Origin of the sequence: Microbacterium lemovicicum (genome assembly GCF_003991875.1) — a bacterium.
Taxonomy (GTDB): Bacteria; Actinomycetota; Actinomycetes; order Actinomycetales; family Microbacteriaceae; genus Microbacterium; species Microbacterium lemovicicum.
Map to the genome: position 1 here is coordinate 3,132,232 of NZ_CP031423.1, position 16,998 is coordinate 3,149,229.

The 16,998-nt window shown below is 72.2% G+C and carries 20 protein-coding genes; 5 read left to right on the forward strand and 15 right to left on the reverse strand.

From position 1 onward, the window contains the following. The first annotated feature begins 65 nt into the window (after positions 1-65). Positions 66-1,538: a mannitol dehydrogenase family protein gene (locus CVS47_RS14625; RefSeq protein WP_127096744.1), complete on the forward strand. Its 1,473-nt coding sequence runs from the start codon at positions 66-68 to the stop codon at positions 1,536-1,538. Between the two features lie 13 nt (positions 1,539-1,551). Here CVS47_RS14625 and CVS47_RS14630 read toward each other — a convergent pair whose 3' ends face one another. Together CVS47_RS14630 and CVS47_RS14635 are read right to left on the reverse strand one after the other, a co-directional pair. Further along, positions 1,552-2,097 carry an NYN domain-containing protein gene (locus CVS47_RS14630; RefSeq protein WP_127096745.1) on the reverse strand — a complete coding sequence of 182 codons (546 nt, stop codon included), beginning with the start codon at positions 2,095-2,097 and terminating at the stop codon, positions 1,552-1,554. 54 nt (positions 2,098-2,151) lie between these two features. Continuing rightward, positions 2,152-2,619: a MarR family winged helix-turn-helix transcriptional regulator gene (locus tag CVS47_RS14635; protein WP_127096746.1), complete on the reverse strand. Its 468-nt coding sequence runs from the start codon at positions 2,617-2,619 to the stop codon at positions 2,152-2,154. A gap of 62 nt (positions 2,620-2,681) precedes the next feature. Here CVS47_RS14635 and CVS47_RS14640 point away from each other — a divergent pair, with 62 nt between their 5' ends. Together CVS47_RS14640 and CVS47_RS16815 are read left to right on the forward strand one after the other, a co-directional pair. After that, positions 2,682-3,050 carry a VOC family protein gene (locus CVS47_RS14640; RefSeq protein WP_127096747.1) on the forward strand — a complete coding sequence of 123 codons (369 nt, stop codon included), beginning with the start codon at positions 2,682-2,684 and terminating at the stop codon, positions 3,048-3,050. Between the two features lie 49 nt (positions 3,051-3,099). Further along, positions 3,100-3,240 (forward strand): hypothetical protein, encoded by a 141-nt coding sequence (locus tag CVS47_RS16815; RefSeq protein WP_164734671.1) that lies wholly within the window; start codon positions 3,100-3,102, stop codon positions 3,238-3,240. A gap of 24 nt (positions 3,241-3,264) precedes the next feature. On the opposite strand, the gene CVS47_RS14645 is transcribed toward CVS47_RS16815, so the two are convergent. Continuing rightward, complete coding sequence (locus CVS47_RS14645) at positions 3,265-3,777, reverse strand: MarR family winged helix-turn-helix transcriptional regulator (RefSeq protein WP_127096748.1); 513 nt, start codon at positions 3,775-3,777, stop codon at positions 3,265-3,267. 10 nt (positions 3,778-3,787) lie between these two features. Further along, positions 3,788-4,141 carry a nuclear transport factor 2 family protein gene (locus CVS47_RS14650; protein WP_241240179.1) on the reverse strand — a complete coding sequence of 118 codons (354 nt, stop codon included), beginning with the start codon at positions 4,139-4,141 and terminating at the stop codon, positions 3,788-3,790. 172 nt (positions 4,142-4,313) lie between these two features. Between CVS47_RS14650 and CVS47_RS16820 the strand changes: the two genes are divergently transcribed. After that, positions 4,314-4,487, forward strand: a complete 174-nt coding sequence (locus CVS47_RS16820) for a hypothetical protein (RefSeq protein WP_164734672.1) — start codon at positions 4,314-4,316, stop codon at positions 4,485-4,487. Positions 4,488-4,554: 67 nt separating this feature from the next. Here CVS47_RS16820 and CVS47_RS14655 read toward each other — a convergent pair whose 3' ends face one another. From CVS47_RS14655 to CVS47_RS14670, 4 genes are all read right to left on the reverse strand, one after another. Further along, positions 4,555-4,782: an RNA-binding S4 domain-containing protein gene (locus CVS47_RS14655; RefSeq protein WP_127096749.1), complete on the reverse strand. Its 228-nt coding sequence runs from the start codon at positions 4,780-4,782 to the stop codon at positions 4,555-4,557. Beyond that, a complete protein-coding gene (locus CVS47_RS14660; RefSeq protein ID WP_127097403.1) occupies positions 4,779-5,789 on the reverse strand; it encodes a LacI family DNA-binding transcriptional regulator in 1,011 nt (336 codons plus the stop codon). The genes CVS47_RS14655 and CVS47_RS14660 overlap by 4 nt, the downstream gene beginning before the upstream one ends. 90 nt (positions 5,790-5,879) lie before the next feature. Continuing rightward, positions 5,880-6,770, reverse strand: a complete 891-nt coding sequence (locus tag CVS47_RS14665; protein ID WP_127096750.1) for a tagatose-bisphosphate aldolase — start codon at positions 6,768-6,770, stop codon at positions 5,880-5,882. A 75-nt stretch (positions 6,771-6,845) separates the two neighbouring features. Beyond that, positions 6,846-8,234, reverse strand: coding sequence for an FGGY family carbohydrate kinase (locus tag CVS47_RS14670; RefSeq protein WP_206502657.1), 1,389 nt, complete (start codon positions 8,232-8,234; stop codon positions 6,846-6,848). A gap of 98 nt (positions 8,235-8,332) precedes the next feature. Here CVS47_RS14670 and CVS47_RS14675 point away from each other — a divergent pair, with 98 nt between their 5' ends. After that, positions 8,333-9,541 carry an HAD-IA family hydrolase gene (locus CVS47_RS14675; protein ID WP_206502659.1) on the forward strand — a complete coding sequence of 403 codons (1,209 nt, stop codon included), beginning with the start codon at positions 8,333-8,335 and terminating at the stop codon, positions 9,539-9,541. A 37-nt stretch (positions 9,542-9,578) separates the two neighbouring features. On the opposite strand, the gene CVS47_RS14680 is transcribed toward CVS47_RS14675, so the two are convergent. The 7 genes from CVS47_RS14680 to CVS47_RS14710 all read right to left on the reverse strand — a co-directional run bounded on the left by CVS47_RS14680 (position 9,579) and on the right by CVS47_RS14710 (position 16,965). Further along, on the reverse strand, positions 9,579-10,583 hold the full coding sequence (locus CVS47_RS14680) for a 1-phosphofructokinase family hexose kinase (RefSeq protein WP_127096752.1): 1,005 nt from the start codon (positions 10,581-10,583) through the stop codon (positions 9,579-9,581). Beyond that, complete coding sequence (locus CVS47_RS14685) at positions 10,580-11,425, reverse strand: class II fructose-bisphosphate aldolase (protein WP_127096753.1); 846 nt, start codon at positions 11,423-11,425, stop codon at positions 10,580-10,582. The genes CVS47_RS14680 and CVS47_RS14685 overlap by 4 nt, the downstream gene beginning before the upstream one ends. 74 nt (positions 11,426-11,499) lie before the next feature. Next, complete coding sequence (locus tag CVS47_RS14690; protein WP_127096743.1) at positions 11,500-12,498, reverse strand: ABC transporter substrate-binding protein; 999 nt, start codon at positions 12,496-12,498, stop codon at positions 11,500-11,502. Between the two features lie 70 nt (positions 12,499-12,568). Then, positions 12,569-13,651: an ABC transporter permease gene (locus tag CVS47_RS14695; protein ID WP_127096754.1), complete on the reverse strand. Its 1,083-nt coding sequence runs from the start codon at positions 13,649-13,651 to the stop codon at positions 12,569-12,571. Continuing rightward, a complete protein-coding gene (locus tag CVS47_RS14700) occupies positions 13,648-14,481 on the reverse strand; it encodes an ATP-binding cassette domain-containing protein (RefSeq protein WP_127096755.1) in 834 nt (277 codons plus the stop codon). Before CVS47_RS14700 ends, CVS47_RS14695 begins: the two co-directional genes overlap by 4 nt. A gap of 1 nt (position 14,482) precedes the next feature. After that, positions 14,483-15,904: an FGGY-family carbohydrate kinase gene (locus CVS47_RS14705; protein WP_206502661.1), complete on the reverse strand. Its 1,422-nt coding sequence runs from the start codon at positions 15,902-15,904 to the stop codon at positions 14,483-14,485. Next, positions 15,901-16,965: a class I mannose-6-phosphate isomerase gene (locus tag CVS47_RS14710; protein ID WP_127096756.1), complete on the reverse strand. Its 1,065-nt coding sequence runs from the start codon at positions 16,963-16,965 to the stop codon at positions 15,901-15,903. Before CVS47_RS14710 ends, CVS47_RS14705 begins: the two co-directional genes overlap by 4 nt. Between the last annotated feature and the right edge of the window lie 33 nt (positions 16,966-16,998).

A 16,998-nucleotide genomic window follows, 5' to 3' on the forward strand; every position in this document is an offset into this window, starting at 1 on the left:
CAGCCGCCCGCGGGCGCCTCTCTCGCCGGAGGCGCCCGCGGGTTCCATATCTTCCAGGAGCACCCATGACCGCGCTGACCGCCGCCGCCCTCGACACCCTCGATGCCGCCGTGGAGGTGCCGGGCTACGACCGCTCCGCGGTCCGCACCCGCATCGTTCACTTCGGCGTCGGCGGCTTCCACCGCGCGCACGAGGCGATGTTCCTCGACCGAGTGCTCTCCGCGGGCTCCACCGATTGGGGCATCTGCGGCGTCGGCGTCATGCCGGCCGACCTCGCGATGCGCGACGTGCTCGCCGCGCAGGACGGCCTCTACACGCTGGTCACCACCGCCCCCGACGCGACGACGCGCGCCCGTGTCATCGGCTCCATCACCGAGTACCTCTACGCCCCGGACGACCCGGAGGCCGTGCTCGCGAAGCTCGCCGACCCCGAGACGCGCATCGTCTCGCTCACCATCACCGAGGGCGGCTACGGCGTCGACGACGCGACGGGTGCCTTCGCCCCGCAGGATGCCGCGACCCTCGCCGACCTCGCCGGCTCCCCCGTGCCCGCCAGCGTGCTGGGCTTCCTCGTCGAGGCGCTGCGGCGTCGCCGCGCCTCAGGCACCGCCCCCTTCACCGTCCTGTCGTGCGACAACATCCAGGGCAACGGGCACGTCGCCCGCACCGCCGTCCTCGGCTTCGCCGAGCGGAAGGATCCGGAGCTGGCGGCCTGGATCTCCGCCGAGGTCTCCTTCCCCAACTCCATGGTCGACCGCATCACCCCCGTGACCACCGACGAGACCCGCGCGGAGGTCAGCGACGACTTCGGCATCGAGGACCGATGGCCGGTGCACTCCGAGTCGTTCGAGCAGTGGGTGCTCGAGGACGCCTTCCCCCTCGGACGCCCTCCCCTCGAGGAGGTCGGGGTGCAGCTGGTGGACGACGTGGAGCCGTACGAGCTGATGAAGCTCCGGCTCCTCAACGCCTCGCACCAGGCGATGAGCTACCTCGGCATCCTCTCCGGGGCCACCTTCGTGCACGAGGTCTGCACCGATCCCCTGTTCACGGGCTTCCTCCTCGGCTACATGCACGAGGAGGCCATCCCCACCCTCCGCCCCGTCCCCGGCATCGACCTCGACGCGTACTGCGCGCAGCTCATCTCGCGCTTCAGCAGCGAGGCCATCCGCGACACCCTCGCGCGCCAGGTCGTCGACGGCTCCGACCGTCTGCCCAAGTTCCTCCTCCCCGTCGTGCGCGAGCAGCTCGTCGGCGGCGGCGACATCCGCCGGTCGGCGCTCGTGCTGGCCGCCTGGGGCGTGTTCCTGGAGGGGCGCACCGAGCAGGGGGATGCCACGCCCGTCGCCGACCGCCGGCTCGACGACCTGCGGGTCGCCGTGGCGGGCGAGGCGCAGCATCCGGGAGCGCTCCTGGACTACGCCCCGGTGTTCGGCGACCTCGGCGCAGACGAGCGCCTGCGCACCGCGTACGTCGAGGCGCGCGCCGCGCTCCGAGCCGACGGTGCGCGCGCGACGATGGCCGCGCTGCGGGACAGCTGAGGTGCCCTGACCGTCAGAGGTCCAGGAAGACCGCCGGGTCGAACTCCTCGATGGGGATGATGCGCAGACGCGGCAGCGGCGCGTCGAACACGCGTGCGTCGTACTCGAGGTCGAACCGCTCGAGGCCCGCGAGCGTGTTGTAGCCCGCGTTGCGGAACTCCGAGAAGGCGGCGACGCCGACCCGTCGCGACGGATCGATCAGTGCGGCCACCTCGGGCAGGAAGTCGCCGTCGTGGCTGACCAGGATGAGGTCCGCGTCGCGGTCGGCGAGGGCCCGGAGCGTCCGCTGGATGGCGATGTCGACGATCTTCTCGTCCTGGCTGCCCGACAGCGGGACGACGACGTAGTCCATCGCCTTCAGCGCCTGCACGAACGGCAGCGGGATGCCGGCGGAGGCGTTCAGGAAGAACATGCCGCGCGCGGCCTGATGCCAGGTGCGCTCGGCGAAGGTGACGAGGCGATCCCAGCGGGGACGCTCGTCGGGCTGCGGGCGCCGGTTGAGGATCGAGGAGCCGAGGGTGGCGTCGATGTTCTCGCCGTCCACCAGCAGCCAGGTCATGCGGTCATCCGAATCCGGCACGGCCGTCCCCCTCCGGTAGGTCACAGCCGAATCCTATGCGCGATCCCGAGGCGGCCGGGACGGCCGGAGCGCCTGCACCATGCTCCGCAACGCGTCGCGGGCGACGGCCTGCTGGTCGGGGTCGAGCTCGGCCAGCATCCGGATCTCCACCGCCCGCACCGCGGCGGTCGCCTTCTCGAGACTCGCGCGCCCGCGGGCCGTGAGGCGAGCGGGCAGCGCCTTGCCGACCGCCGCCTCCTCGGGGCGCGTGACGATGCCGTCGCGCTCGAGGGCCTGCAGGAGGACGTTCATCGACTGCCGGGTCACGAACGCACCGCGGGCCAGCTCGGAGTTGGTGAGCCCCGGTCGCTGCGCGAGCAGCTCGAGGCAGGAGTAGTGGGTGATGCTCATGCCCAGCGGGCGCAGTGCGTCCTCCATGGACGCGCGCAGGGCGCTCGACGCCTCCTTCAGGAGGTAGCCGAGCGACGTGTCCAGCCGGATGCCGGCCGCGTCTTGCGTCATGTCAGTATTCTGACATACACTCGACCGTGTCAGAAGACTGACACACAACCGCAGGAGGCACCATGCCCGTCACCGGACCCGACTTCATCTCCCTGCAGGCGCGCGACCTCGCGGCCTCGCAGGCGTTCTACGAGCAGTACCTCGGGCTCGTCCGCTCGCAGAGCGGACCACCGCACGCCGTCGTGTTCGAGACCTCCCCCATCGCCTTCGCCCTGCGCGACATCGTGCCCGGAACCGATCTGGATGCGGCGCCCGAGCCCGGCATCGGAGCCGCCATCTGGCTGCACGCCACCGACGTGCAGGAGATCCACGACGCCCTCGTCGCGGACGGGCACACCATCGTCTCCGCCCCGATCGACGGACCGTTCGGCCGCACGTTCACCCTCGCCGACCCCGACGGCTACCGGATCACGCTCCACGACCGCGCCTGATCCGCGCCTGCCGACGCCGCCGCGCCTGACCGTCCGTAGGCTGGGTGACATGCCCACCCCGCCTCCGGACCCCCGGGCCTGCCCCACGTGCGGCGACGAGCTGCGGTTCGAGATCCTCGACGACGAGCGCTTCCTCGTGGCGTGGTCGTGCGTGAACTGCGGCCTGATCCGCACGACCGAGCCGGTCTGATCCCGGGCGGGAGCCGTGTGACCCTCAGGGGCGGTCGACGGGGCGTGGCAGCGTGCCGCGGTCGATGAGGCGGTCGAAGACGCGCTCGAAGACGTCGGACAGCTCGGCGGCCTGACGGGGGCTCAGCGCCTCGAGGAACACCGACCGCACGAAGTCGATGTGGGCGGGAGACGCCTGCACCAGCATCGCGCGGCCGTCATCCGTCAGGGCCACATCGGTGATGCGGCGATCATCCGGACGGGGGTGCAGGGTCACCCATCGCCGCGCCGCCATGCGCCGCGTCTGATGGCTGACACGGCTGCGTTCGGCGCCGATCCGGATGGCGAGGTCGGAGAGGGCCATGGTCCCTGTGCTCTCGCTCGTGAGCGCCACCAGCACGTCGTAATCGACGAGGGAGATCCCGCTGTCGCGCCTCAGCTGCGTGTTCATCTCGTAGCGGAGCCGCAGCTGCACCTTCATGAAGGCGTACCAGGCGCGGATCTCGTCGTCGGGCAGGAGCGCGAAGGGCGACTCCGGGGGAACCGCATACCGACTCACCGGACCGACCTCAATCGAACAGGACGGTGAAGACCTTCGACAGCTTCCCGTCGCGCACGAACCCCATGTCCGCCCCCCGGACGACCGGCGCGCCGGCCGGCCCGAAGGTCCAGGCGAGATACCCGAGAGCCTGGGCCTGGCGGACCGGACCGTCCGCCGTGAACACGAATCCGTTCGCGCCCTCCAGCAGCTGTCCCACCTTGACGTGCAGCGCCTCCCTCCCCTGCACCTCCCCGTCCGGGTCGGCGAAGACCACGTCCTCGGTGTACGTGCGCTCGATGGCGTCACGTCGCGCGACCGGGTCGCGCTCGCTGAACACCTCGAACAGCGTGGCGTGCATCAGGCGCTCCAGTGCGGCATCCATGAGCGGCGCTCCTCTCAGGTGAATTTTCACCCAATGTAGCGCTCCCGGTGTCCGCGGTCACGTCGTCGCCGGAGGGATCCTCCGCCGCGCGCAACCCCGGTGCGCCAGACCTCTCCCGATGGTGGACTGTCCCTGGTGCGGCGTCCGGCCGCAACCCGAACGAGGAGGACCCGTGGCTCAGCACGATCAGGACCCGAATCACCCCAGTCAGGCCGAAGGCGAAGACCGGGATCGTCCGGAGGGCGGCGAGGTGCAGGAGCAGGTGGGGCATCCGTCGCAGGCCGAGGGCGAGGATCCGGACGCGCCGGAGGCGTCGAAGGGTCAGGACCCCGAAGAGGCCGACTGACGAGGGCTGGTCGGGGCGCGCGTCAGCCCCCGAGCGAGGCCGACTGACGAGGGCTGATCGGGACGCGTCAGGCGCAGACGCGCATGCGGCGGCCTTCGAAGCCGACGATGTCGCCGAGCTGCAGCTGGCGGCCCCGGCGACGGTCGATCTCGCCGTTCACCGAGACGAAGCCGTCGATGATCGCCTCCTTGACGTCGCCGCCGGAGTCCAGCAGTCCCGCGTACTTCAGGAACTGCCCGAGGCGGATCCCGTCGCCGCCGATCGAGACGTCGTCGATGCGCTCGGGAGTCGTCATGGGGTCGATGGTACGGGCTGCTCGCGGTCCGGCGCGGGCACCCGACTGGACTCGCGCTCCACCAGGGTGACGTCCAGCACCGTCGAGGACTGCAGGTCTTCCGCGTCGCCGCCGGCGAGACGCGCGAAGATGCGCTCCGCTGCGAGCGTGCCCAGTCGTGCGGGGTCCTGGTCGATCACGCTGATCGACGGGGTCAGGGTGTCGGCCATCGGGAAGTCGCCGAAGCCGATGAGGGCCATCGGGTGCTCCCGCAGCACGTGCACGAGCGCCATCGACGATCGGGCGTTGGCGGAGAAGATGGCCGTCGGCGGATCGGAAAGGGCCTTCAGGCGCGCGATGGCCGCGGCCGCGGCATCCCGGTCCGCCACCTCGAGGGCGGCGAGCTCGGGATCGAACGGGATGCCGGACTCGCTCTGCGCGCGCCGCCACCCCTCGAACCGCTTCGTTTCGGTGGAGAGCCGCACGACATCGCCCACGTAGGCGATGCGGCGGTGCCCGTGCTCGATGAGGCGGCTGGTCGCGAGGTGGGCGCCGTGCTCGTCGTCCTCGGTGAAGGTGTCGGTGACGAGGTCGACGGGCCCGCGGTCGACGAAGACGATCGGCGTGTGCTCGCGCCAGCGCTCGAGCCAGGAGTGGTCATCGCCCACCGGGGCGACGACCAGACCGGTCAGCTTGCGTCCGAGCATCGACTCCAGAGAGGGGCGCTCGTCGTCGGGGTCGTCGCCGAGGCTCGTGACCATGGTGGAGATCCCGTGGGCGCGGGCGGCGTCTTCGATCGCGCGGGCGATCGCGGCGAAGAACGGGTCGACGATGTCGGGAACCGCGACGCCGATGACCGACGCGCGACCGGATCGGAAGGTCGTGGCCATCACGTTGGGCACGTAGTTGAGCTCCCGCATGGCCTTCTCGACCTCGGCACGGGTGTGCGGCAGCACGTGCGGATCGTCGTTGAAGACGCGGGACACCGTCTTGGTGCTGACCCCGGCGCGGGCGGCGACATCACGCATGGTGGTCACGGTGGGCTCCTTCCGCGCACGTGCGGTCACTCCGCAGAACCCTATCCCCGGGAGCCGTGCGCGACTCCCGGGGGTCGTGCGTCAGGAGCGGCGGTCGACGGCGGCGGCGAGCTCGTGCAGCCGGGGCAGCGCCCGGCCGGTGAGGCGCTCCTCGCGGAGAGCGGCGTCGAACGACAGGCTGTCCTTCCACAGCGACCGGCCGGCCATCGCGCCGGCGGCGCCATGGGCGACGGCGGTGGCGACCTGCTCGATGAAGGTCTCGTGGTCGACGCCCGCCGACAGCACGGCCCACGGCACGCCCTGGGCGGCCGCGGTCACCGCGTCGCTCGCCTCGGCCGAGCCGGGGTACTGGAGCTTGAGGATCTTCGAGCCGCACGCGACGGCCAGCGCGGCACCGTCGGCGACGAGATCGGGGAACGCCGCGGCGTACTCCTCGTCGCTCTCGCCCTCGAGCTGGTAGGTCAGCAGCTCGACGATGAGCAGCACGCCCTCCGCCTCGCAGGCGGCGACGAGGTCGCGGATCTCCTGGGCCACGCGGGAGTCGGCGTCCTGCTTGTCGGGGCGCGTGTAGTACAGCATCTTGGCGACGCTGCCGCCGAGGTCGCGCACGGTGCGGGGGGTCACGCCCGGCACGAAGCGCGTGTACTTGAGGCCGTCGACGGTCTCGAAGCCGGAGGCGTCCAGGCCCACGACGAGGGCGGTGTCGCGGTCGAGCACGCCGTCGTCGACGATGGCGGGCAGCGCGACCTCGGGATCGAGCAGGATGGCCGGCGCGTGGTTGGCGAGGTGGCGGACGAGGTCGGCCTTCACCTCGGCGAGCTGCTCGCGGGTGATCGCGTCGGAGCCCTCCGGGGCGTCCTTGATGGCGGCCTTCATGCCGTTGCGCTGGTCGGCGGCGACGATGAGCATGTTGCCGGCGGGCGTCGAGATCGACCGCAGGGCGCGGCGCTCGAGCGTGTTCAGTTCGTTCATGGTCTTCTCTCTCGGTGGGGTCTGCGTGGGTTCTGCGTGGAGGTCTGCGCGGGTCTGCGGGGAGGTCGGCGGCCGTCAGGCGGCGGGCGCGGGCTCGCGCCGGCGTACGAGCTGCGCGGCGATGAGCGCGGCGCCGTAGGCCGTCTCCTGCTCGCGGGTGGAAGCGGTGAGGTCGGGCAGCACCGCGGCGCGGGCGCGGACGACCGAGGCCATGCCCGCCCAGCCGCCGGTGAGCGTCGCGTGCGTCGCGGGAGCGACCTCGCGGTCCATGGCGCGGATGAGGGCGGCGATCTCCTCGTTGCTGTGGCGCAGCACGGCGGCGAAGACCTCCGCGGGGGTCACTCCGTCGGCGTGCATCGTGACGCGCAGCACACCGTCGTCGTTGCGCGCACCGGAGACCTCCACGGCGCCGGCGGGCAGCGCGCCCTCCAGCGGGAGCGCCAGCACCGCGGCATCCATCTCGTCGCGCCCGGCGCGGTCGGAGACGCCGGATGCGAGCAGGGCCCGCCGCAGCAGCAGTCCGGTCTTCACGCCGGCGACGAGCACGTGCTTGCCCGGCACGATGTGGCGCACCTCGTTGATGAGCGCGGCGGCGAGCCGGCCGCGCGCCTCGAAGCCGAGCGGCTCGTCGAGCACCCGCAGCAGCACCTCGGCGGTGCCGAGCGACACGTGGTAGCCGTCGGCCGCGAGCGTGCCCGCCGCCTCAGCGGCCACGAGATGATCGTGTCCGGCGACGGTGAGCTCCGCGCCCGCGAGGCGGGGTCCGTGTGCATCGGAGATCCGGCCCCACGGCAGGCCGCCCCCGCGCAGCTCGGGGAGGATGTCGGCGGTCACGCCGAGCGCGTCGAGCATCGGCGGCCAGGCGAGGCCGGAGTCCTGATCGAGCAGGCCGGTGCGCGAGGTCAGGGAGTACTCGTCGGCGATGTCGCCGCCGAGCGCCGCCGCGACGAACTCCGGGAGGTTCAGCCAGCGCAGTCCGGCGAGGTCGAGACCCGCATCGCGGAGATGGGCGAGCTTGGCGACGGTGACCTGCGCACCGAGCGGCAGTCCGGTGCGGCCGGCGAACTCGTCGTGGATCTCTGCGGGGAACGCCGCGACCTGCTCGAGACCCCGCGGGTCGAACCAGGCGAAGCCCGGCGCGACGGCGGTGCCCGCGGCATCCACGAGCATCCCGGTCTCCCCCATGCCGGCGATCCCGACCGCCTGGATGGGTGCGTCGGTGACCTCGGCGAGGGCCGTGTCGACGCCGGCGAAGAGCTCGGCCAAGGCTTCGAGGAGCGTCGCGGCGTCGAGCTCGGTGGTGCCTCCGGGGCCGACGCGCCACGGGGTCGCGACCTGCCCGCCGACGATCTCGCGCCCCGTCTCGTCGATGACGAGCATCTTGACGCCGGTGCTGCCGAGGTCGATGCCCGCGGACAGGGCGCCCGCGGGGGCGGGGCGGGGATCGTGTGCGCCGATGGACACGGGGTTCCTTCCTGGACCGAACGTCGAATGCCGGAAAATCAAGCATGACACCGGTGACTTGGTACGTCTACTGTGGACCTATGCACCCTCCCTGTCAAATGGACCGGTCGATCGTGATCGCCGTCGCGGGCGTCGCGGGGTCGGGGAAGACGACTCTCGGACGCGCGCTGGCGAGAGAGCTGCGGATGCCGCTGCTCGACCTCGATGCGGTGACCACGCCGCTCCTCGAGTCCCTGCCGACCGTCGCGCTCGGCGGCCATTGGCTGGCGTCGGAGCACGGCCCCGCGATCCGCGACGGGCGCTATGCGGCGCTGCGGGCGGTGACCGCCGACGTCATCGACTCGGCGGGGGGCGCGGTGCTCGTCGCGCCCTTCACGGCGGAGCTCCGCGGGGGCGAGGCGTGGCACGAGCTCGTGCGCGCCGTGGCCCCCGCCGACCTGCGGATGGTGCACCTCGACGGCGATGCCCAGCTGCTCGCCGCCCGCCGCGCGGTCCGCGGCGAGGAGCGCGACCGTCACCGCTCCGACGTCGCGCCCGATCCCCCGGCGGTGCCCGTGATCAGGGTCGACGCGGAGCTCACCACCGCCCAGCAGCTGTCGCGCCTCCTGCCGCTCCTCGGCGTGCGCCTGCCCGTGGACGAGCACGCCGCCCTCTTCGATCGCACCTTCGACGCGGTGCTGTTCGACCTCGACGGCACCCTCATCGACTCGACCGCCTCGGTCACCCGGTCGTGGCGGCGGTTCGCCGAGCACTACGGGGTCTCGATGCAGGCGCTCCACGAGAACCACGGGCAGCCGGCGCGCGTGCTCATCACCCGGCTCCTCCCCGAGCACCTCCGCGTCGAAGGCCTGACGCGCATCACCGACCTCGAGATCGCCGACGCCGTCGGCCTGCAGCCGGTGCGCGGTGCGCGCGCGTTCTACGACAGCGTGCCCGCCGACCGCCGGGCGATCGTCACGTCGGGGTCGGTCCCGATCGCGACGGCGCGACTGGATGCCGCGGGCTTCCTCCGCCCCGACGTGTTCGTCACGGTCGACGACGTGACCCGCGGCAAGCCCGACCCCGAGCCGTTCCTCATCGCGGCGGCACGGCTCGGCGTTGCTCCGGCGCGCTGCCTCGTCGTGGAGGATGCCGTCGCCGGCATCACCGCCGCGCGGGCCGCCGGCTGCGCCGTGCTCGGCATCGCCGGCACGACCGACGCGGACGCCCTCGACGCCGACCTCGTGGTCGACGGACTCGACCGCGTGGAGCTCGTGCGCGACGGCGGGATGCTGCGGCTGCGGGTCCCGGCGCGGGTGCGGACCTGACGGGGCTCCGCCTGACGCGGGCTCCGCGCACCGCCGCCTAGCGCAGCGCCGGCTCCGACAGCGGGGTGGCGGGGTCGGGGTCGCGGGTGACCACGGCCGGCGGCATCCCCTCGAGTCCGGGGAGGATCGTCGACGCCTGGGCGACGGCGTGCGCGCCGAAGGAGGCCGCGGAGGATGCCGCGTCCGCGACGGCGTCGGCATCGTCGAAGCCGCGATCGCCGAGGCCGACGAGGAAGCCCGCGAGCGAGGCATCCCCCGCTCCGGCGGTGTTGGCGATGCGCGGGGGCCGGGCGAGGGCGCGCACCGCCGTGGACGCGGTGACGACGAGCACGCCGTCGCCGCCGAGGCTCGCGTAGACCGCCTCGATACCGCCGGCGACGACCTCCCGCGCCGCGGCTGCCACGTCGCCGAGCGTGCGCAGCGATCGGTCCGTCAGCTCGGCGAGCTCGTCGGCGTTCGGCTTGATCAGCCGCACGCCGTCGGGCCGTGCCGCCACCCGCGCCAGGGCGGCACCGCTGGTGTCGACGGCCACGCGTGCGCCGTGCGTTCGCGCTCCGGCGAGGAGGTCGGCGAGATCGGCCGTGCCGCCGCCGGCCAGGGCGGGCAGCGTTCCGGAGATGACGAGCCAGTCGGCGTGCAGCGCGTCGAGGGCGTCCAGCGTCTCGACGACGAGCGTTCGCCACGTCGCATCGTCCAGAGGGGGCGTGGGGGCGTTCACCTTCGTCGTCGCGCCGGCGTCGTCGATCACGGAGGTGTTGACGCGGGTCGCGCCCGGGACGGACACCGGCCGCAGCAGCCGGGCGTGCGGCCCGCGGCCGGCGAAGTCGAGGTCGTCCGCGCCGACCGTGACCACCGCCGCCGTCGCGACGCCGGCCAGCGACAGCGCCGCCGACACGTTGACGCCCTTGCCGCTCATCTCCCGCTCGTAGACCGATGCCCGCACGAACTCCCCGGTGCGCAGCGACCCCACGCGGTAGGTCGCATCGATCGCGCCCGCCGCGGTCACCGTGACGATCCCGCGCGCCACGATCTCCCGCGTCATGCGGGCTCCCCCGCGTCGGGCCGGCCGTGCACGATCAGCGCGAGGAGACGTGCGACCTCGGCGGCCACCGCATCGCGCGCCGGCCGCACGTAGAGGCGCGGATCGACGACATCGGGATGGGCGAGGAGCTCGGCGCGGACCACCCCGGTGAACACCACGTTCAGATGGGTGCCGATGTTGATCTTCCGCATGCCGGCCGCGATGGCGCGGTCGATTCCCGCGTCCGAGACGCCGCTCGACCCGTGCAGCACGAGCGGCACACCGGCCCGCTCCGCCAGCCGGGCGATGAGGTCCTCGTCGAGGGCGGCGGTGCGCTCGAGCATCGCGTGCTCGCTGCCCACCGCGACCGCGAGGGCGTCGACGCCCGTCGCGGCGACGAAGGCCGCAGCATCCTCCACGTCCGTCCGGACGCCCGGCGCGTGCGCGCCCTTGCCGCCGACCTCGCCGAGCTCGGCCTCGATCCAGACGCCGGCGGCGTGCGCGCGCCCGGCGACGGCCGCGGTGCGGGCGACGTTCTCATCGTCGCTGAGATGCGCCCCGTCGAACATGACCGACGGCAGCCCGAGCGCGATGGCCTCGTCGACGAGGGCCTCGTCCGTGGCGTGGTCGAGGTGCACGACCACCGGGACGTCGGATGCCGCGGCCAGCCGCAGCGCCGCCGTCGCGGCCGGCGCCATCCCTCCGTGGAAGGCCACGGCGTTCTGCGACAGCTGGAGGATCACCCCGGTGCCGGCCCGTTCGGCGCCGGCGACGATCGCTTCGGCGACCTCCAGCTGGATGAAGTTGAAGGCCCCGACTGCGCGGGAGCCGGCGAGGAGGTCGGGCATGGAGACGAGCGGCATCGGATGTCCTGTCCTTCACAGCAGGCCGGTGGCCGGAACCGCGCGGTTCCGGCCACCGGGAATGCGGATGGGTGTTATCCGCAGGTGGATTGGTAGACGGCGTTCTTGGCGTCGCCGTCGACGTTGTCTTTGGTGATGATGGTGAAGCCGGTCTGGATGGTGGCTTCGGGGGTTTCTCCGTTGAGTGCGGCGAGGGCTTGGGCGACGCCGTCGCTGCCGATGGTGCCGGGTTCCTGGGCGACGAGGGCCTGGACGGTGCCGGCTTTGAGGGCCTGGACCTGGGCGGGGCCGGCGTCGAAGCCGACGATGGTCACGGCGCCGTCTTTCCCGGCCTGCTTGACGCCGGTCGCGGAGCCTTCGGCGGCGAACAGGTTCGCGGCGAAGATGCCGACGATGTCGGGGTCTTTCTGGAGGGCGGCGGTGACGATCTCAGCGGCGGTGGCGGGTTCGTTGTGGGAGTACTGCACCCCGAGGGACTGGAAGGAGGAGTCGCCCTTGACGGCGTCTTCGAATCCTTCGGCGCGGGCGTCGGTGGTGGAGATGCCGGGGTCCACGGACACGACGAGGACCTTGCCGCCTTCGGGGTGGGCTTCCTTGATCGCGTCGAACGCGGCCGCTCCGCCGCCCTTGTTGTCGGAGGAGATCTGCGACACGGCCATGGAGGGGTCTTCCAGGGTGGTGTCGACCAGGACGACCTTGATGCCCGCGTCGGCGGCGGCTTTGATGGGTGCTTCCATCGCGGACACGTCGGTGGGGGCGATCAGCAGCGCGTCGGGCTTGGACGCGACGATCGCGTCGACGATCGGCTTCTGCAGGGTCGGGTCGAACTTCTCCGGACCCTGCACCGTGACCGTGGCGCCGGCGTCTTTCGCGGCCGCTTCGATGCCGCACTGCATGGAGATGTAGAACTCATCTCCCGCGACGCCCTGCACGAACGCGATCTTGTACCCGTCGGACCCGCCGGCACCGGCGGAGGAACCGCCGCCCGTCGAGCCGCCCGCGCAGCCGGCCAGGGCGAGGGACGCTGATGCGCCCAGCACCGCGACGGCCAGGACCTTCTTGTTCCACTTCATCGTGATTCCACTTCTCTTGGATCTCTCTTGGATCGAACAGGTGTCGTGCTGTGGGCCGGCAGCGGGTGGACTACCCGCGGCGGCCCCCGCTGACGAATTTGCGCCAGAGGCCTTGTGAGTTGCCGCGCATCGCGCTGGAGCGGCGGACCTGGTCGACGTAGACCGCCGTGATGAGCACGGCGCCGACGGCGACCTGCTGCCAGAAGGGCTGCACGCCCGTGATGACGAACCCGTTCTGCAGCACCGCGGGGATGAACAGACCCACCACGGTGCCGAAGATCGTGCCGACGCCGCCGAACAGGGAGGTGCCGCCGATGACCACAGCCGCGATGACGTTCAGGTTGGTCTGGGACTGACCCGCGATCGCGGTCGTGGAGAACTGCGAGAGCGACAGGATGCCGGCGAGCCCCGCCAGCCCGCCCGACAGCGTGTAGACGGCGATGAGGTGCCGGTCGACCTTCACACCCACCCTCCGGGCCGCGATCTCGCTCGACCCGACCGCGAAGGTGTGGAGACCGAACCGCGTGAAGTGCAGCACGATGCCGCCGATGATCACCACGACCAGTGCGATGACCGAGATCATCGGGATGGTGCCGAAGATGTTGCCGTAGCCGATCGAGTCGGTGAGCACGGAGGGCACCTGGCGGATGTCGACGCCGCCGGTGATGATCTGGGCGAAGCCGAGCCCCATGCCGAGCGAGCCGAGCGTGACGATGAGCGGCGGGATCTTGCCCTTGGCGATGAGGAAGCCGTTGAACAGCCCCCACACGACGCCGGAGGCGATCGACACCAGGATGCCGACGGTGGCGACGCCCCAGCCCTCGCCACCGAGCGCGCGCATGGTCAGCGCGGACACGACGCCCGAGAACACCAGCACGGAGCCGATCGACAGATCGATGCCCGAGGTGATGATGATGTACGTCATCCCGACGCCGAGGACCGCGAGGATCGACGCGTTCTGGATGATGAGCCGGAAGTTCGACCACTGCGCGAACGTGTCCGGCGCCAGGGCGCTGAAGATGATGATGATCACCAGCAGCACGAGCAGGATCTGGAACGCCTGCGCCTTCAGCAGGCCGCGGAGGAATCCCGTCCGGGGCTCCTCGAGCGTGCCGATGGCGACCGTCTCGGTGGCGGGCTTGGTGGTGCTCATCGTCCGGTCTCCTTCGGCGTCTCGGTCTCCACGACGTCGCCCGCGGGGCTGAGGTCGGCCGGCGGCGTCGCGTCGGCGTCTCGGGTGACGGCTCCGGTCATGAGTCCGACGAGTTCTTCCATCGAGGTGTCTGCGGCGTTGATGTTGGCGACGCGGGTGCCGAGTCGGAGGACTTGGATGCGGTCGGAGACGTCGATGACGTGGGGCATGGAGTGGGAGATGAACACGACGGCGATGCCTTTGTCGCTGACGCGGCGGATGGTGTCCAGGACGTTCTTGGTCTGGCGGACGCCGAGGGCGGCGGTGGGTTCGTCGAGGAACACGACGCGGGAGGCCCAGTGCACGGCGCGGGCGATGGCGATGGCTTGGCGTTGTCCGCCGGACATCTCTCCGACGGGGGAGGTGAGGGAGCGGACGGTGGCGCCGAGGTCGTCGAACGCGGCGCGGGATGCGGCGGCCATGTCTTTGGTCTTCATGAAGCCGAGTGCGCCGCCCAGGCCCTGGCGGCGCAGTTCGCGGCCGAGGTACATGTTCTGGACGGGGTCGAGGTGGGGGGCGAGGGCGAGGTCCTGGTAGACGGTCTCGATGCCGAGCGCGGACACGGCTGATGGGGTGGACATGTCCACTTCCTGTCCGTCGAACAGGATCGTGCCGGAGTCGACGGCGAGGTTGCCGGAGAGGGCTTTGACGAGGGTGGATTTGCCGGCGCCGTTGTCGCCGATGAGGGCGGTGACCTCGCCGGGGTAGACCTCGAAGTCGACCTCGTTCAACGCCCGCACATGCCCGAACTGACGAGACAGACCCCGCGCCTGGAGCACTGGAACAGCCATCTCAGCCTCTTCTCTCAAGAGATGCGGCGGCACCGGAGTGGCCCGCCAGGAACGTCGACGCGATCGCGTCGAAGTCGTGCGATGCGTCCGGCCGGACGCTGTAGGCGGCGAACAGCGCCGCCCCGTAGGCGGTGCCCTCGTCGTGGGTCGACACCGTCACCGCGGGCAGCACCAGTTCCCGTGCGCGCACGACGCCGGCCATGCTCGACCAGCCGCCGGTGAGCAGGGTCGAGGTGGGGGCGGCGACCTCGCGGTCCATGACCGCCATCAGCTCGGCGCACACGTCGTTGCCGTGCAGCAGCGCCGCCGTGAACAGCTCCGCGGGCGAGAGCCCGTCGCTGTCGGCGACGATCTTCAGCACGCCGTCGTCGTTGCGGGCGCCGTCGACCGACACCCCGCCGTGGGCGAGCGAGCCGCCGACGGGCGCCCGCATGACCTCGGCGTCGAGGGCGGCGCGGCCGCTCTCCTCGCCGATCCCGAGCAGCTGCAGCACGCGGCGCATCAGCAGCCCCGACTTCGTGCCCGCGAGGAGCACGTGCTTGCCGGGCAGCACGTGGCGCACCGTGTTGATGCCGGCGAGCGCGAGCCGCTCGCGCGCGGCGAACGGCAGCGTCTCGTCGAGCACCCGCACGAGAGCCTCGGCGGTGCCCATCGAGTCGTAGATCTGGCCGCTGTCCGTGGCACCGGCCGCGACGGCGGAGACGAGGTGGTCGTGGCCCGCGACCGTGAGCGCCGCACCGCGGAAGGCCGCAGGCATCCCCTCGTCGGTCAGCGGCCCGAGGGCGGTCCCCGCCCCCACCCGCTCGCCCAGGATGCCGTCGCCGACGCCGAGCACCTCGAGCGCGGCATCCCACGGCGAACTGTCGTCCTGATCGATGAGGCCGGTGCGCGAGACGAGGGAGAACTCCGCGACGCGGGGCCCGCCGAGGCCGCGCACGATCGACTCGGGCACGTTGAGGAAGGTGCGGCCGGCGAGCGCGATGCCCTGCCCGCGGAGGTGCAGGAGCTTCGAGATCGAGGCGAGCGGACCGACGGGAAGGCCGGTGCGGCCCGGGAACTCCTCGCGGAACGCGGCGGGCGCGGCGAGGATCTCCTCGGCGCCGCGCGGATCGAACCAGGCCATGATCGGCGCGGCGGGACGGTCGGCGGCGTCCAGCAGGGCGCCCGCCTCGGCCATGCCCGAGATGCCGAGCGCGAGGATGCGGTAGGTCCGTCCGTCGGCGGTGAGGCGTCGGTCGGCCTCCGCGGCCAGCTCCCGCACCACATCGAGCGCCCGGTCGAGCGACATCTCGGCCCGACCGCCCTCGAGATTGGTCCACGGCGAGCGCCGGCTGACCACGAGGACCTCCTCGCCCGTCAGGGTGGCCACGAGCATCTTGATGCTCGTGGAGCCCATGTCCAGACCAGCGACGTACTCGTTCACCGGATGCCGCTCCCGTCCTGCGCGGCCGGGGTGCCGAGGGTCGCGGGCCAGCCTGCGCCGGGCTCGCCCAGCAGCACGGTCGCCTCGCCCTCGACGTGCCAGTCGCCGAAGGCGTGCGGGACGGCCAGCACCTGGCCTCGTGCGACGTCGATGCGCTCGTGCGCCCCGACCAGAGCGCCCTCACCGTCGGTGACCAGCACCACGCCGAAGCCCGCGGGGCGCTGCTCGGTCGCGCCGCCGGAGGCCGCGGCATCCGTCAGCCGGAAGTACGGGTCGGCGGATGCCGGCAGCAGGGCGCGGAAGGACCGATCGGCGGGGCGCGTCCCCGCGTCGCTGATGAGGGCGGAGAGCTCCGCCTCGGCCAGGCGCTCGGTCGAGACGGCCGGCATGACCGCGTCGAAGCCGAGGTCGAGATGCGACTCCTCGCGGGTGGAGGTCGTCACCGACCACTCCAGCAGGATCGAGAAGTCGGTCGGCTCCTGCACCTCGGCGACGAAGATGCCGCCGTCGATGGCGTGCGCGGTGCCGGCGGGCACGAGCACGCCCATGCCCTCCCGCACGACGACGCGGTTCATGTGCGCGAGCATCCACTCGCTGTCCTGGTCGTCGCGGCGGCGGTCGAGCTCGTCGCGGTCGACCCGCTGGTTCCAGCCGACGTGCACGGCGCAGTCCTGCTCGGCGTCGAGCACGAACCACGCCTCGGTCTTGCCGTACGGGCAGTCGAGGTGGCGGGTGGCGAAGCCACGGTCGGGGTGCACGTGGACGGGAAGCCGCTGACGCGCATCGAGCAGCTTGACGAGGATGCCGACGTCCGCGGCATCCCGCCCCCGGCCCTCGCCGATCCAGGCGGCGGGCTCGGCGGCGACGAGATCGCGCAGGAGCGCGCCGTCGCCGGTGACGGCCAGGCCCGTGACGGGGTCGCCGAAGCGGGAGACGGTCGCCGCCAGCCACTCCTCCGGCTGATGGTCGGTCTCGGGCACGATGCCGCGCAGGGCCGCGATGCGGTCGCCGCCGCGGTAGAAGTGCTGCACGGGATTCGGCGGCAGGACGACGGGGATCATGAAGCTGCTCCGGTCGGGGCGCACGCCGGGGCG

Bases quoted from the DNA above. Each gene is read 5' to 3' on its own strand.
- CVS47_RS14695 (WP_127096754.1), bottom strand. From the start codon at position 13,651: ATGAGCACCACCAAGCCCGCCACCGAGACGGTCGCCATCGGCACGCTC.
- CVS47_RS14685 (WP_127096753.1), bottom strand. From the start codon at position 11,425: ATGCCGCTCGTCTCCATGCCCGACCTCCTCGCCGGCTCCCGCGCAGTC.
- CVS47_RS14650 (WP_241240179.1), bottom strand. From the start codon at position 4,141: ATGGATGCCGCACTGGAGCGCCTGATGCACGCCACGCTGTTCGAGGTG.
- CVS47_RS14655 (WP_127096749.1), bottom strand. From the start codon at position 4,782: ATGACGACTCCCGAGCGCATCGACGACGTCTCGATCGGCGGCGACGGG.
- CVS47_RS14630 (WP_127096745.1), bottom strand. From the start codon at position 2,097: ATGACCTGGCTGCTGGTGGACGGCGAGAACATCGACGCCACCCTCGGC.
- CVS47_RS14700 (WP_127096755.1), bottom strand. From the start codon at position 14,481: ATGGCTGTTCCAGTGCTCCAGGCGCGGGGTCTGTCTCGTCAGTTCGGG.
- CVS47_RS16815 (WP_164734671.1), top strand. From the start codon at position 3,100: ATGCCCACCCCGCCTCCGGACCCCCGGGCCTGCCCCACGTGCGGCGAC.
- CVS47_RS14665 (WP_127096750.1), bottom strand. From the start codon at position 6,770: ATGAACGAACTGAACACGCTCGAGCGCCGCGCCCTGCGGTCGATCTCG.
- CVS47_RS14690 (WP_127096743.1), bottom strand. From the start codon at position 12,498: ATGAAGTGGAACAAGAAGGTCCTGGCCGTCGCGGTGCTGGGCGCATCA.
- CVS47_RS14640 (WP_127096747.1), top strand. From the start codon at position 2,682: ATGCCCGTCACCGGACCCGACTTCATCTCCCTGCAGGCGCGCGACCTC.
- CVS47_RS14660 (WP_127097403.1), bottom strand. From the start codon at position 5,789: ATGCGTGATGTCGCCGCCCGCGCCGGGGTCAGCACCAAGACGGTGTCC.
- CVS47_RS14675 (WP_206502659.1), top strand. From the start codon at position 8,333: ATGGACCGGTCGATCGTGATCGCCGTCGCGGGCGTCGCGGGGTCGGGG.
- CVS47_RS14625 (WP_127096744.1), top strand. From the start codon at position 66: ATGACCGCGCTGACCGCCGCCGCCCTCGACACCCTCGATGCCGCCGTG.
- CVS47_RS14635 (WP_127096746.1), bottom strand. From the start codon at position 2,619: ATGACGCAAGACGCGGCCGGCATCCGGCTGGACACGTCGCTCGGCTAC.
- CVS47_RS14680 (WP_127096752.1), bottom strand. From the start codon at position 10,583: ATGACGCGGGAGATCGTGGCGCGCGGGATCGTCACGGTGACCGCGGCG.
- CVS47_RS14710 (WP_127096756.1), bottom strand. From the start codon at position 16,965: ATGATCCCCGTCGTCCTGCCGCCGAATCCCGTGCAGCACTTCTACCGC.